The organism is Gramella sp. KN1008, from assembly GCF_004332155.1.
GTDB lineage: Bacteria > Bacteroidota > Bacteroidia > Flavobacteriales > Flavobacteriaceae > Christiangramia.
On the sequence record NZ_SJDV01000003.1, the window covers coordinates 137,361 to 151,468 of the forward strand.

At 40.5% G+C, this 14,108-nt stretch carries 16 protein-coding genes and 1 tRNA gene; 10 read left to right on the forward strand and 7 right to left on the reverse strand.

From position 1 onward, the window contains the following. Positions 1-67: 67 nt before the first annotated feature. The 4 genes from EZJ28_RS06440 to EZJ28_RS06455 all read left to right on the forward strand — a co-directional run bounded on the left by EZJ28_RS06440 (position 68) and on the right by EZJ28_RS06455 (position 3,061). The gene (locus EZJ28_RS06440; RefSeq protein WP_131396092.1) at positions 68-523 is read left to right on the forward strand and encodes a DinB family protein; all 456 of its coding nucleotides are present in this window, start codon (positions 68-70) and stop codon (positions 521-523) included. A 51-nt stretch (positions 524-574) separates the two neighbouring features. Continuing rightward, positions 575-889 carry a DUF3467 domain-containing protein gene (locus tag EZJ28_RS06445; RefSeq protein ID WP_131396094.1) on the forward strand — a complete coding sequence of 105 codons (315 nt, stop codon included), beginning with the start codon at positions 575-577 and terminating at the stop codon, positions 887-889. A gap of 106 nt (positions 890-995) precedes the next feature. Continuing rightward, positions 996-2,009 (forward strand): dipeptide epimerase, encoded by a 1,014-nt coding sequence (locus EZJ28_RS06450; protein WP_131396096.1) that lies wholly within the window; start codon positions 996-998, stop codon positions 2,007-2,009. After that, positions 2,006-3,061, forward strand: a complete 1,056-nt coding sequence (locus EZJ28_RS06455; protein WP_131396098.1) for an aminotransferase class I/II-fold pyridoxal phosphate-dependent enzyme — start codon at positions 2,006-2,008, stop codon at positions 3,059-3,061. Before EZJ28_RS06450 ends, EZJ28_RS06455 begins: the two co-directional genes overlap by 4 nt. A 1-nt stretch (position 3,062) precedes the next feature. Here the strand turns inward: EZJ28_RS06455 and EZJ28_RS06460 are convergent, their stop codons facing one another. Continuing rightward, positions 3,063-4,430, reverse strand: a complete 1,368-nt coding sequence (locus EZJ28_RS06460; RefSeq protein WP_131396100.1) for a sodium:alanine symporter family protein — start codon at positions 4,428-4,430, stop codon at positions 3,063-3,065. Between the two features lie 158 nt (positions 4,431-4,588). Further along, the gene (locus EZJ28_RS06465) at positions 4,589-6,178 is read right to left on the reverse strand and encodes a peptide chain release factor 3 (protein WP_131396101.1); all 1,590 of its coding nucleotides are present in this window, start codon (positions 6,176-6,178) and stop codon (positions 4,589-4,591) included. Positions 6,179-6,338: 160 nt separating this feature from the next. On the opposite strand from EZJ28_RS06465, the gene EZJ28_RS06470 reads away from it, so the two are divergent. The 6 genes from EZJ28_RS06470 (at position 6,339) to EZJ28_RS06495 (ending at position 9,804) form a co-directional block, all read left to right on the forward strand. Beyond that, positions 6,339-7,943 (forward strand): OmpA family protein, encoded by a 1,605-nt coding sequence (locus EZJ28_RS06470; RefSeq protein ID WP_131396103.1) that lies wholly within the window; start codon positions 6,339-6,341, stop codon positions 7,941-7,943. Between the two features lie 67 nt (positions 7,944-8,010). After that, positions 8,011-8,529 carry an isopentenyl-diphosphate Delta-isomerase gene (idi, locus tag EZJ28_RS06475; protein ID WP_131396105.1) on the forward strand — a complete coding sequence of 173 codons (519 nt, stop codon included), beginning with the start codon at positions 8,011-8,013 and terminating at the stop codon, positions 8,527-8,529. Next, the gene (locus tag EZJ28_RS06480) at positions 8,526-8,936 is read left to right on the forward strand and encodes a 6-carboxytetrahydropterin synthase (RefSeq protein WP_131396107.1); all 411 of its coding nucleotides are present in this window, start codon (positions 8,526-8,528) and stop codon (positions 8,934-8,936) included. Before idi ends, EZJ28_RS06480 begins: the two co-directional genes overlap by 4 nt. Position 8,937: 1 nt before the next feature. Next, positions 8,938-9,390, forward strand: a complete 453-nt coding sequence (locus EZJ28_RS06485) for a peroxiredoxin (RefSeq protein WP_131396109.1) — start codon at positions 8,938-8,940, stop codon at positions 9,388-9,390. A 63-nt stretch (positions 9,391-9,453) separates the two neighbouring features. Next, complete coding sequence (locus EZJ28_RS06490) at positions 9,454-9,720, forward strand: hypothetical protein (protein WP_131396111.1); 267 nt, start codon at positions 9,454-9,456, stop codon at positions 9,718-9,720. A 10-nt stretch (positions 9,721-9,730) separates the two neighbouring features. Then, positions 9,731-9,804, forward strand: a tRNA-Thr gene (locus EZJ28_RS06495). Positions 9,805-10,053: 249 nt separating this feature from the next. Here the strand turns inward: EZJ28_RS06495 and EZJ28_RS06500 are convergent. The 5 genes from EZJ28_RS06500 to EZJ28_RS06520 all read right to left on the reverse strand — a co-directional run bounded on the left by EZJ28_RS06500 (position 10,054) and on the right by EZJ28_RS06520 (position 14,108). Further along, the gene (locus EZJ28_RS06500; RefSeq protein WP_131396113.1) at positions 10,054-10,803 is read right to left on the reverse strand and encodes a DUF4369 domain-containing protein; all 750 of its coding nucleotides are present in this window, start codon (positions 10,801-10,803) and stop codon (positions 10,054-10,056) included. Between the two features lie 54 nt (positions 10,804-10,857). Further along, positions 10,858-12,123: a DUF819 domain-containing protein gene (locus EZJ28_RS06505; protein ID WP_131396115.1), complete on the reverse strand. Its 1,266-nt coding sequence runs from the start codon at positions 12,121-12,123 to the stop codon at positions 10,858-10,860. A 66-nt stretch (positions 12,124-12,189) separates the two neighbouring features. Then, positions 12,190-12,996 (reverse strand): HAD family hydrolase, encoded by an 807-nt coding sequence (locus tag EZJ28_RS06510; protein ID WP_131396116.1) that lies wholly within the window; start codon positions 12,994-12,996, stop codon positions 12,190-12,192. Then, positions 12,996-13,166 carry an Arc family DNA binding domain-containing protein gene (locus EZJ28_RS06515; RefSeq protein ID WP_131396118.1) on the reverse strand — a complete coding sequence of 57 codons (171 nt, stop codon included), beginning with the start codon at positions 13,164-13,166 and terminating at the stop codon, positions 12,996-12,998. The genes EZJ28_RS06510 and EZJ28_RS06515 overlap by 1 nt, the downstream gene beginning before the upstream one ends. Positions 13,167-13,169: 3 nt before the next feature. Then, a complete protein-coding gene (locus EZJ28_RS06520) occupies positions 13,170-14,108 on the reverse strand; it encodes a S9 family peptidase (RefSeq protein ID WP_131396119.1) in 939 nt (312 codons plus the stop codon).

The window sequence follows — 14,108 nt, forward strand, 5'->3', positions numbered from 1 at the left end:
CTGATAATAATTCAGAAAAGAGGCTCGCAATCGCGGGCCTTTTTTTATTTATCCCGATATTTGAAATATGAAGGATCACCTTAAAGATTTACTGGAATACTCTCATTATTTTAATGTTGAACTTATTAAAAAGTTTAATGATGGTGATTTGCATCTTGCAATTCCTGAAAATTCACTGAAAGTGTTTTCTCATATCCTGAATGCCCAGCATATCTGGAATAGCAGGTTGGAAGAGAGGGAAACAGAATTTGATGTCTGGACAGTTCATTCCAAGGATGAGTTGATGGAACTTGAAAACAATAATTTTGAAAAGTCTCTTTCTATTTTAGAAAGACTGGAATTGGATAAGAGTATCTTTTATAAAAATTCCAAAGGAGAGCAGTTTCAGAACTCTGTTCAGCAAATTTTGTTTCATATAGTGAATCACTCCACCTATCATCGGGGGCAGATAGCATTTGAAATGAGAAAAAGCGGATTGGAGCCAGTGGCATCTGACTATATTATTTACAAAAGAGAAAACTAGTCTGACTTCCTATATAAGAATATTATAATTAACTTGAATAAAATTTTAATCATGAGCGAAGAGAAAAAAAATAAAGGCGGAAAGATAAATATAGAGCTTGACGAATCGGTTGCCGAGGGAACCTATTCAAACCTTGCCATTATTAACCATTCAGTTTCAGAATTTGTTGTGGATTTTGTAAATATCATGCCTGGAAGACCAAAAAGCAAAGTGAAGTCAAGGATTATTCTTACCCCACAACATGCAAAGAGATTGCTAAAGGCATTAGGCGATAATATCAATAAATTTGAGCAGGCTCACGGTGAGATCAGAGATTATGATAAAGCTCCCATCCCACTTAATTTTGGGCCAACAGGACAGGCATAAAGCATAAAACTTTTTATTCTAAGTCTATAAAACATCCCGATATTATTTCGGGATGTTTTATTTTTAAACGGAAATTACCATCACGGTCAATTTAAATATTTGTCCTATGAATCTGGAACTAAAAAAATATGTGCTTGAGCTAAAGCATACTTTTACAATCTCAAGGGAGTCCCACGACACCCAGGATACCCTTATTGCCTGTCTAAGTCTGGACGGGCATACCGGCTATGGAGAATCTACTTCAAATCCATATTATAAGATCACTTTTGAGAGTATGGAAAATGAAATTGAAGCAATTCGTAAAAAAATTGAAAATTTTGATTTTAAGGAACCGAAAGCTTTTCATGCCTTTCTAGTTTCCAAAGGACTTTCCAATTTTAGTATTTGTGCGCTGGATCTTGCCGCTCATGATCTTTACGGAAAACTTCAGGCTAAGCCTTTGTATAAACTCTGGGGAACTGACAATGCTAATTATCCGGTCACCAACTTTACCATAGGCCTGGATAGTATTGAGAAGATGCTTGAAAAGATGGAGGAGCAACCCTGGCCTATCTATAAGATCAAACTAGGGACCGATGATGATCTTGAGATCGTAAAAGAGTTGAGAAAGCATACAGATGCCAAATTCAGAGTGGATGCGAACTGCGCCTGGGAAGCTTCGCAGACTATTAAATATTGCAAGGCATTCAAAGAGCTCGGTGTCGAATTCATTGAACAGCCTCTTAATGCAGAAGACTGGCAAGGCATGGAAAAACTGAAGAAAGAAGCTGTACTTCCTCTTATTGCTGATGAAAGCTGCATAGTAGAAGAAGATGTGGAGAAATGTGCCGGTTATTTTGATGGAATTAATATCAAGCTTACCAAGTGTGGAGGTATCACTCCGGCATTAAGAATGATAAAAAAAGCAAAAGACCTTCACCTTAAAGTGATGGTGGGTTGTATGACCGAAAGTACCGTGGGGATTTCGGCAATTGCCCAGTTACTTCCCCAGCTTGATTATGTGGATATGGATGGAGCGCTATTGCTGAAAAATGATATAGCTGAAGGAGTTCAAATTCTGGACAATGGAAAGGTAATCTTTCCTCAGGAAAATGGGAGCGGAGTAAAATTGCTGAAATGAATCATTACTTAGATAAGGCCCCTGGTTCCCGAATGATAAATGAGGAGCATGACCTGCTTTATTTTGGAGGAACTTCTTATCTGGGACTACAAACGAATCCGGAGTTTCAGGAACTTCTTTTTAAGAATATTAAGAGGCTGGGCACCAACTGGGGAGCCTCCAGGAAGTCGAATATCAGATTGTCCATATTTGAAGAATTTGAGAAGTATCTTTCTCAAAAAGCAGGCACCCAGGATGGTATGTGTGTTTCATCTGGTTATATGGCGGGTCAGATGCTCGCAAGATATTTTAGTGAAAATGGCTATACGCTATTGTGTGCGCCTAACACCCATCCGGCATTGATACATGAGAACAGCAGGTTATTTAAGGATTATGAAGAGCTGGATAGGTTTCTAAAGGAATCTGTAAATTCTCCAGATCAGGATAAACCGGTGCTTTTTCTTGATACCGTTGATTTCTCAGGAATTAATTATCCACATTTTAAATCTCTTAAAGAATTACTTCTGAAAGATGTAATTCTGGTTGCTGACGACTCTCATGGATTTGGTCTGATAGGGGAAGATGGCTATGGCATATATACCCTGCTAAAGCAAATCGAGGCTAAGGAACTTATCGTATGCGGCTCACTTGGCAAGGCTCTTGCCACACCCTGCGGTGTGGTTTTAGGGGATAAAGCCAGGATTGAGGGACTTAGAAATATGGACTTTTTTGCCGGCGGTAGTCCGCCATCTCCTGCTGCACTTAAAACTCTTATGGAAGCTGAAGGTATTTCTCGTTCCCAACGGTTACATCTTCGCAGCAATATTAAAACATTTATTGATTCGGTAACTTCAGAATTTCAGATGGTCCTCATGGATGACCATCCTGTGTTTGGTTACAATAATGAAGCCCTGACGGAATATCTGCTGAAGAAAGGAATTCTCACAACGAATTTTCGATATCCTACCAAAACATCACCTTTAGTCAGCAAAATTGTATTGAATGCTGAGCATAGCCGGGAGGATATTCTGGAATTGACTGAAGCTATCAATTCTTTTTTTGAACAAGCCTAGATCAATTATATTTCTTAAAATAGATCTTTGCAGCCTTCATTACCCTAGGAGCCAGGATAAGCGTAGAGATCATTGTGGGTATGGCCATTAAGGCAAAGAATCCGTCAATCAGGTTCAGGATAAAGCTCAATGAGGTTGTCGCGCCCACTATGATACTTAGTATATAGATCCAGTTATAATATTTTTTGTTTTCGGCTCCTATCAGGAAAGACAAACATTTGGTTCCGTAGTAAGAGTAAGAAAAAAGCGAGGAAATGCTAAAAGCGAGTATACACAGCAAAAGCAGATAATTGCCAACATAAGGGATTGACTGATCGAATGCCGCGGCCGTAAGGCTTACCCCATTCACATCGGTGCTCTGCCATACACCTGTTACCAGGATAGCCATAGCGGTTAGCGTACACACCACCAGCGTATCTATTGCCGGGCCTAACATGGCGATAAGTCCCTCGCGGATAGGTTCAGAAGTTTTACTCGCTCCATGGGCCATCGTTGCCGTACCAATACCGGCCTCATTGGAAAAAGCACCCCGTCTGATTCCCAGAAGAATTAAGCCTCCAAGAACTCCGCCAAGTAGAGGATCTCCTTTGTAATTATTAGCGGCAAAAGCATCTGTGAAAATAAGGGTGAAATATTTTATTACCTCGGTGTAATTCACAAAGAGAATTATAAGAACCGAAATGAAATATAAGGCCACCATCGCGGGGACCAGTTTTGAAACCGTTTTACTTATCCTGTCCAGTCCGCCAATGATCACAATTGTGGTGATGATGGTAAGTACGATCCCGATGATAAGACTTGAAGTGAAACCTGTTTCAATATTATTGGGTTCAAGCAGAATATAATTAATAGCCTGTGTAAGCTGGTTTACATTAAAGACCGGCAGCGCACCTACAAGTCCCGCCACAGCAAAGAATACTGCAAGAGGTTTCCATTTTTTACCAAGACCCTCAACTATAAAATACATCACACCACCCTGTATCTTACCTTCGGTATCCCTTCCACGGTACATCACCGCTAAACTGTTCGTAAAGAATTTGGTGGCCATACCAACCACAGCGCTAACCCATAGCCAGAAGATAGCACCAGGCCCTCCCAGGGCGATTGCCACGGCTACACCTGCAATATTACCCATTCCAACGGTAGAAGATAAAGCGGTAGAAAGCGCCTGAAAGTGATTGATGTCCCCGGGATCATCGGGATTATTATATTTTCCCCGAAGTACCTCTACCGAATGGCCCAGATACCTGAAGGGCAGAAACCTTGAGTAGATCAGGAGATAGATCCCTCCGCCAATAAGAAGTATAACTAATGGAATTCCCCATACGGCTGAGGCGAAATCTGAAATAAACTGATCAATTCGGGACATGGATTTTTATTTGTTTCCGAAAATAATAAAATTTCTCAGCCTATCTTATAGGTGATGATTTAAATTACAGGAATACTACAGTCATAGTGAACTTGGTTCAGCATATATCCGTTGAAACCCTGAAACCAGTTCAGAGCGATAGAAATATAATTTTTAGATTAAAACTCCGAGGTGAAATGGAACTTTATAGATGGATACTTCTGCTGGGTCATCTGCAATGAGAATTGAGAGTCAGCAAGAAATACCAGTTGACCAGATTTATCCTTTGCCAGGAATTTAGCTTTTACTCTCTTAAAATCCTTGAATTCCTCGCTCTTTTCATCCTCAGCTTCCACCCAGGTTGCCTTATGAACATTCAGGTTTTCATAAGTACATTTTGCACCGTATTCATGTTCAAGTCGGTATTGTATCACCTCGAATTGAAGCGCTCCCACAGTACCAATTATCTTTCTTCCGTTTAGTTCGAGAATGAATAACTGTGCCACTCCTTCATCCATCAACTGGTCGATCCCTTTTTCAAGCTGTTTAGATTTCATAGGATCGGCATTGTTGATATACCTGAAATGTTCCGGAGAGAAGCTCGGAATCCCTTTATACATAAGATTTTCACCTTCGGTAAGGGTATCACCGATCTTAAAATTTCCGGTATCATGAAGCCCAACAATATCTCCTGGATAGGAAACATCCACAACTTCTTTCTTTTCTGCAAAAAAAGCGTTCGGTGAAGAGAACTTCATATTCTTATTATTCCTTACATGGAGATAATTCTTGTTCCTTTCGAACTTTCCTGAGACGATCTTAATGAAGGCAAGCCTGTCTCTGTGTTTTGGATCCATATTGGCATGGATCTTAAAAACAAAGCCGGTGAAATCCTTTTCTTCAGGTTTCACCACTCTCGTATCACTTTCCTTTGGTCTAGGTGGAGGCGCGATATTAATAAAACAGTCCAGTAATTCCCTTACTCCAAAATTATTAAGAGCCGAACCAAAGAAAACTGGCTGCAGGCGTCCTTCCAGATAAGCTTCCCTGTCAAATTCAGGATAAACTCCCTGGGCAAGCTCGAGTTCATCTCTTAGAGTTGCTGCAGGTTTCTCCCCGATAAGATCATCCAGCTCATCTGTAGAGAGATCATCGATTTCTATAGTCTCTTCAATATCTTTTCTCGGGTCACCGGTAAAAAGATTTACATTTTTCTCCCAGATATTATAGATTCCTTTGAAATCATAGCCCATCCCGATTGGGAAGCTGAGAGGTGTAACAGTGAGATTCAGTTTTTGTTCTATTTCATCCAAGAGCTCAAAAGCATCCTTTCCTTCACGATCAAGTTTATTGATAAATACTATCATGGGGATGTTACGCATCCGGCAGACTTCTACAAGTTTTTCGGTTTGTTCCTCAACCCCCTTGGCGACGTCAATGACCACTATCACACTATCAACCGCTGTAAGGGTTCTGAAGGTGTCTTCAGCAAAATCCTTGTGCCCGGGTGTATCCAGGATATTAATCTTGATATCGCGGTATTCAAAAGCAAGTACTGAAGTTGCCACAGAGATCCCTCTCTGTCGTTCGATCTCCATAAAATCACTTGTAGCGCCTTTTTTTATCTTATTCGATTTTACCGCGCCGGCTTCCTGGATAGCTCCTCCAAATAAAAGTAGTTTTTCGGTAAGCGTAGTCTTACCCGCATCGGGGTGAGAAATGATACCAAAGGTTCTTCTTTTATTGATCTCTTTCTGATACTGCTTCATGCTACTGCTAATTGAGCGGCAAAAATACTATTATTTTGAGGAATTTCCTTTTTCAAAGAAAGCCTTTTCAGAAGCCTTATTTATTTGAGGCTTTTAACTCATAAGTTTATTGGGTATATGAACAATTTGTAAGATATTTAAGCAAAGTTTTTTGCACATTATGCTTCTCTCCCTACAGAAACTAAAGTTACTTTTCACAATACCTGTCCTTATTTTTTTTACTTCTGAAATCACGGCGCAATACGGGGAAGAGGTTCTTGCTAAGGGTTCGTATGCGATCAACATGGGAATCACTCCCCAGACGCGGTCGAATGCTCTTAAACCCTATGGGCTTATTTATGAATTGCTGAAGGAGTACCCCATGGAGATCAAATGGGTTATAAATCCTGATAAAATTAAGGACGGAGTGGATTTTTCACTGGGGGATCAGGATTTTCGTTCCGGCTCCTTCGTGATTCCTGTTTCTTATATTACTGAAGATCTGAAAAAGAATATTGAAAAGTGGGAAGAAAGAGGAGTAGTGGGAAGCTATTTAGACCAGGATCTAAAACTTCCTGTTTTTACAGATCTCTCGGTAGCTCCAAAATGGACGCTGGACAAACAGAATGGAAAGATAGCTCTGGCTTATTTTGAGGCTGCAGGAATCCCCGCTTCGGCTTATGGTGGGGCGGATCGTGAGAACTGGAAGATGCCTTATGAATTAGGAATATGTGATGATATTTTTGTCATGCCTCACGCCGAACCCAAATTTGAAAGCCATAAAAATCTTTATTACTGGAATCGTAAATTTAAAGGTGCTATTTGGGCAGGTTGTCATGCCGGTAGTGAGCTGGAAAATCTTTATGGAATGGCCTCAGATAGTGGAAAAAAAGAACTTATTCAGCTCAACTTTCTTTCTGAAGGTAAGGCGGCGGCGAGAACAACGGGACTTATTCCGTTTCATAAACACAGGTATGCCACCCCGCCTTATTCACACGAAATTCCCGCCGATCCTGTTTCTCAATATCTGGGAAAAAATGACCGGGCCATGCTAAATGGTTCAGAACGTATTTTCTATCCAAAAAAAGCCAATGAATGGCGAAAAGGCACAAAAAAGATAGTAGTTGATCGTTCTGCACCAGATGTTCCCTCTTTATCCCATGGTCCCGGATGTGTGATTATCTACGGCCACGGCTTCGATGATCCAAAGAACGGTTTGGTAATGTATCAGGCTTCTCATGATTTTAATGGGAATGGTCCTGGAAATATAGCTGCCATCAGGGCGTTTCTCAATTGGAGCTTGTATGCTTCTGAAATAAAGAGAAAGGAAAATATCATCAGGTTTCAGAACATGAATGGTGATAAAATATTTGCCGCCAGGGTTGGTGACGACCTTGCAAGAAAACTCAACCTGGACCCTATCCTTTTTGACCTTGATAAAGCAGAGATCAAAGCAGGTGCGGCAGAGCAGCTTGATGAAATAGCCGCTTATATGCTGGAATATCCCGAACTGCTTATAGATATAAGGTCTCACACCGATAGCCGGGCAGATGACGATTACAATATTGCTCTGTCTGAACAAAGAGTGCGGGTCACCCGGGACTACCTGATAGAAAGGGGAGTAGATGAATCCAGGGTTTCGGGACGGGGCTACGGGGAAACCGAACTGGTGAACATTTGCAGAAATGGTGTGCCCTGTTCAGAAAGTGAACACGAAAGGAACCGGCGATCTGAGTTCATACTATCCATTAACTGTGATCTTTATAGTGGAGATCTGAAACTTTAGGAATTGCTTAATCAGCTTTGCTGTGATAAAAATAGCCGTTTTTGTACATTTGAGCACAAACAAAAAAATGGCAGAAGAAAAAGTAATTTTAGTGAACGAAAAGGACGAGCAGATCGGCCTTATGGAAAAGATTGAAGCTCATGAGAAAGCCTTGCTTCACAGGGCATTTTCAGTCTTTGTTTTTAATGAGAATAATGAGCTTATGATTCAGCAGAGAGCCTTTTCTAAATACCATTCACCGGGTTTATGGACCAATACCTGTTGCAGTCATCAGCGTGAAGGAGAGAGTAATATACAGGCAGGAAAAAGGAGGCTTCAGGAGGAGATGGGTTTTACCACAGAGCTTAAAGATACTATTTCCTTCATCTATAAAGCGCCCTTTGATAATGGACTGACCGAACATGAATTTGATCATATTCTTGTAGGGAAATTTGATGGTGTCCCGGTGTTGAATCCCGATGAGGTTGCAGCCTGGAAATGGGTCTCCCTTGAAGACCTTAAAAAGGATATGAAAAAAAATCCGCATATTTATACCGAATGGTTTAAGATCATCTTTGATAAATATTACTCAACTATTGAGCAATGAGAATAACCGTACACCGTAAAGCCCATTTTAATGCCGCGCACCGCCTGTTCCGGAAGGACTGGGATGATGAGCGGAACCGTGAGGTGTTTGGAAAGTGCAGTAATCCCAATTACCATGGTCACAATTATGAGCTTATAGTGTCGGTGACCGGAGAACCAGATCCTGAAACCGGATTTGTAATGGATTTGAAGATTTTGAAAGAGTTGATCCGTGACGAAGTAGAAGATTACCTGGACCATAAAAACCTAAACCTTGAAGTTCCTGAATTTAAGGATCTGAATCCCACTGCCGAGAATATTGCAGTCGTGATCTGGAAGAAACTGCGAAGCAGGATAAGGAAAGAACATGATCTGGAAATAACTCTCTATGAGACTCCGCGTAATTTTGTAAGCTATAAAGGCGAATAATATGAAGCTAGGAGATAAGGTTCCGGATATTGTACTTACCGATCAGAATGGAGCAAATTTCAGTTTTGAAAAACTTAGAGGCAAAAAATCATTTGTAGTCTATTTCTATCCTAAAGATTTCACTCCAGGATGTACCAAACAGGCCTGTAGCTTTAGGGACAGTTACGAGGATTTCAGGGAGCTGGGCGCTGAAGTGATTGGTATTAGTGCCGATTCACAGGAATCTCACACTAAGTTCGCAAATAAATACAATCTGCCTTACATTTTTCTTTCAGATGAAAATAAGAAAGCGAGGGAAGCTTTCGGTGTGAAACCCAACCTGCTTGGTCTTTTACCTGGCAGGGAAACATTTGTATTTGACAAGGAGGGAAAGCTTTTGCATAAATTCAATAGTATGAATGCAGGGAGACATATGCCCGAGGCACTTACGGTGCTGAGAAAAAATAAAGATTAATTTTATTTAAAAGCGTTTTCATATTAAAAAATAGTTTAAATTCGCAGCCGAAATTTATTGAAAATGGCGAGTAAAAGATTATTGAAGAAAGATGTGAATTATGTGTTTGCCGATATTATCGATGCTGCATATATTCACCAAATGGCTCATCCAAAAGAAGACCCGGCTAAGTCTGAGGCGATTGTGGATGAGGCAATCAAGGATTATGATGAATTGATCACCAAGATCAACAATCGTGATGTTGAGAACAAGAAAAAACACTTTACTGAAATTCAGTCAGAGCTAGAGGCTAAAGCTAATGCTCTTATTGAAAAGATAAACGCACTGTAAAGCATAAGTCGCCGATGTAGCTCAGCTGGCTAGAGCAGCTGATTTGTAATCAGCAGGTCGTGGGTTCGAGTCCCTCCATCGGCTCTTAATAAAAGCCTCTCCAAAAGGAGGGGCTTTTTGTTTGAAAATATTTGATGGCGGGCCTGTTCTGAGTGGAATCAAATGAAATCTCTCTATCAACCTTAATGAACGTCTTCCTGAAGGAGGCTGCCTGTTAACGTATAAATATTATTGCCTTAATTTGTTTCCGCTTGTACTGGAACTTATCAAGACTTTTAAGGATAAAAAAAAGGAGCCGAATGGCTCCTTTCTGTTTTTATTTTTTACCTGGAATCAGGAATTATCTGTAGTTGACTGCTCTTCCACTTTTTCTTCCAGTTTTTCCTGTTCCCGACGTTCTTTCAGAAACTTTTTTAATTCCTCTCCGTATTTGGACTTTTTCACCTTGGGGCTTAAAGAAGTATAAATAGTATCCAGATATTTGATATTTGCGTCAAACACTTCCGATAGTGCAAGATAAGGAGCGATCTCCAGGTCCTTATTATTGACCGCAAAATTCACGGTATATAAATATTTCCTTTTTAAAAGTCTGTCATACTTCTTATCGACTTCCATAAGTCTCTCTTCATCCTCTGCCTTTTCCGCTTCAAAACTCTCTTTAATGAGATCCAGGTTTTGATTGTTAAATCGGCTCATCATCTTACGGTATTCCATAAGTTTCTCCTGGTTCGCCGATCCTACAATTTTAGCCTCTGTCTCAAACTTTTCGAGGTTGGTATTAATAGTTATCTCCCCTTTATCTGCAAAGAAGTCTATACGGTCATCAAATCGGTTGTTATCTACTTTTTCAAGGTAGAGGTACATCATCTGCGGACTATCAATATAAGCCTCAAGGGTGAAAGCGGGGTCACCATCCACAACCATCGAGTCAACATTTACCATTAGCGTATCTTCGATCTTTTGAAGATACAAAGTTCCTTTTTTAAGGCCTTTTACGGTACCAGTCACCGTGAGATTGCTTTCTTTTTCAGAACAGGCAGTTATGCCAATTAATATTAATAAAAGAAGAGCTAGTTTTTTCATTTTTCTTATTCAGATTTTTAGGAGCGCAAATATCTTATATTTTTCCGTTTAATACTAACCGCCGGCAGCGATTTGCATTAAAATGGTACAAAGAATGGCTCCATAGGTTCCCACTACATAACCAAATACTGCAAGTAGTACGCCAACAGTAGCTAAGGAAGGATGAAATGCAGCCGCTACCACAGGGGCTGAAGCCGCGCCGCCAACATTTGCCTGGCTTCCTACGGCCAGGAAGAAATAAGGAGCTTTAATAAGCTTAGCGGTAGTAAGCAATACGATTACATGAATAGCGATCCAGATGAGTCCTATTCCCAAAAGTCCGGGATTGTCAAATATTGTAGTGAGGTCCATTTTCATACCAATTGTGGCAACAAGGATATATATAAAAATACTACCAATTTTACTTGCACCTGCGCCTTCATAGGTTTTGAATTTTGTAAAAGAAAGTAAGATTCCTATTGCGGTGGCTATCGTGATCATCCAGAAGAACTGGGAAGAGAAAGAGGATAGGGCACTTTTTGTATCGTTGAAAACCTCAAAATTCGCCATTAACCATGTCGAGATATTATCTGCTCCCCAGTGGGCAATACCTACCGCTACAAATGCCAAGGCCAGCATGATCATAAAGTCGGGAAGGGAAGGGTTTCGTGTTACCTTTTTTGCATAATTGCTCACCCTGTCCTTTAATTCGCCAATCGCAGAATTATCTGCTTTTAACCACTTATCCAGCTCCTCATTCTTTCCAATTCCCATTAGAATGATGGCCATCCAGAGGTTGGCAACTACGATGTCTACCAGGACCATACCTCCATAAAGATCAGGGTTGTACTCATATATTTCAAGCATGGCTGCCTGATTTGCACCCCCGCCGATCCAGCTTCCGGCAATAGTTGAAAGTCCCCGCCAAATGGCATCAGGACCAACCCCGCCAAGTGCTTCGGGATAAATGACAGACATGATAAGGATAGCAATGGGCCCTCCAAAAATGATCCCAATGGTTCCCGCAAAGAACATTATTAGTGCCTTTGGACCGAGATTAAAAATTGCTTTAAGGTCTATACTTAAGGTCATAAGAACCAGTGCGGCTGGTAACAGGTAACGGCTGGCAACAAAATATAGCTGCGAGGTTTCATCATCTATAAGCCCCAGTGAATTGAAGATCGCAGGGATCAGGTAACACATTAAAAGGGCCGGGACTACCTTATAAAATTTCTTCCAGAAACCGTCTGTTTTTGAAGAGGTATAAAAAACGAAACCAAGAGCAAGCATTAATAGGCCAAAAACGATCGCATCGTTAGTGAAGAGGGTTGTATTTTCCATATAATTCAGACTAGATTGGCCGGCAAAATACAATTTTTATTGAATCCGGCTATGAGAAACTCTTTGTTAGATTTTCAATATTTCGGTAATACTTTTGGCTACCCCGTCTTCTTTTCCTGGAGTAGTAACCATATGTGCGATTTCCAGGACTTCCGGTTTGGCGTTTCCAACGGCAATGCCCATGCCTACACCTTTTAGCATCTCAATATCATTATAATTGTCTCCGAAAGCCATACTCTGGGAAAGAGGGAGCTTAAAATGGTTTTCCAGGAGATGTTCTATGGCCGTAAGTTTTGAAATAGATCTCGGTGCAATCTCAAGATAGGAAGGCTTGGAGCGGTAGAGGTGGAGATCCTCTTCGAAATTTCCCTCCAGGAAATCCTTTATGGCGTCGATTTTTTCTTCTTTGCCCATGGCCATTATCTTATGAGCTCCTTTATCTTCTCCCTGCCATTTATTTATAACCTCCTCGTTACTTTTAAATTCAGGATGCACTTTGGTATTATTGATCTCTCTTTGCGTCCAGAAATCATCTCTTGGAACATACCACTCATCGTTGTGAAAAAGACTAAGGTGTACATCATCCTGTTTATTAAAATTGTGTAGTTCCTCTAGAATACGGACCGGGATTTCGGTTGAGCTTACCGGTTTATCATTTACGAGGATAAGACCACCATTATAACTTATAAGAGGAAGATGTGTGATGTTCATTTTTTCCTGAAGATGCCTCATAGCAGCTGGCATTCTTGAAGAAATAAGAATAAACGGGATCTGGCCGTTTATTTTTTTTACGGTCTCTATAGTATAATCTGAAAGTTCTCTATCGGCATTTAACAGAGTGCCGTCAATATCTGAAAAAATAATCTTAAACATTAATCGTCTTGCTTTTTTGATTTAGGGTGTCTTTTAGCTTCTTTTAAAGTTTTGTTCAGCATCCACTCGATTTGTCCATTGGTACTCCTGAATTCATCAGCAGCCCATTTCTCAATGGCTTTGAGCATGTCTTCGTCGACTCTTAAGGCGAATGCTTTCTTTTTGCCCATGATTTATTCGAGTTCTTTGATGAATTCCGTTAACACAGGTATCAGTTCAGGGTGCAGTGGCAGGTTAGGCTCATTATAAGATTTTGTATTTTTAAGCCTGTCTTCACTTTCGATCTTCCTGAAGATATGGTTCATATTATCAATGATCACAAGTTTAGCTTCTTCACTTGCAATTTTAAGCGCTTCAGCCTCTTCGGTTTCAACCTGTATATCGGCTGAACCATTAATGATAAGAACTGGGATATCGAGTTTGGTTATTTCCTCTACCGGATCGTACTTCATCCAGCTTTCCATGAATTGCTGAATAGTAGGTTTAAATATTGATTCGAGCATCGGGCTATAGTTTGTGGTGCTGCCTGTTTCTCTTATTTCGTCAAACGCGGTCCTGGCATTTTCGGCAAGTGGTGGTGCCATTTTATGGATCTGCTCTACGATTATATTGTCTATCGGCTGGCCTGCACCTGCAAGCGAGATAAACCCGTCTGCCATTTCTTCAGAAGCCAAAATTCCTACAAGCGATCCCTGACTGTGACCCGCTACTAGAAGATTATCAAATTGGTCTTTTTCCTCAAAATATTTTAAAATATCCTTTACATCGTTCACAAAATCATCGAATCTAAGATCTTCTTCTTTAATCTTAAGTTCGGTCATTTTAAAGATTCGCTTGTCAAATCTAAATGAGGCAATCCCATTTTTAGCTAGCTGATGAGCTATTTTCTTCATTCCGTCATTCTTCATCATGGGCTGGTTTCCATTCCTGTCGGTAGGCCCGGATCCCTGGATGAAGATCACCAGGCTCTCCGTTTCTTCAAGTTTTGGGATGGTCAGGGTGCCTTCTATAGCTTGAGTTATTTTAAGGTCTTCCTCAACATAATTTAATTCCTGGCTACTACCTTGCTGAAAGAGTATTAAAAGTATGACTGTAAGAATATGATTTTTCAT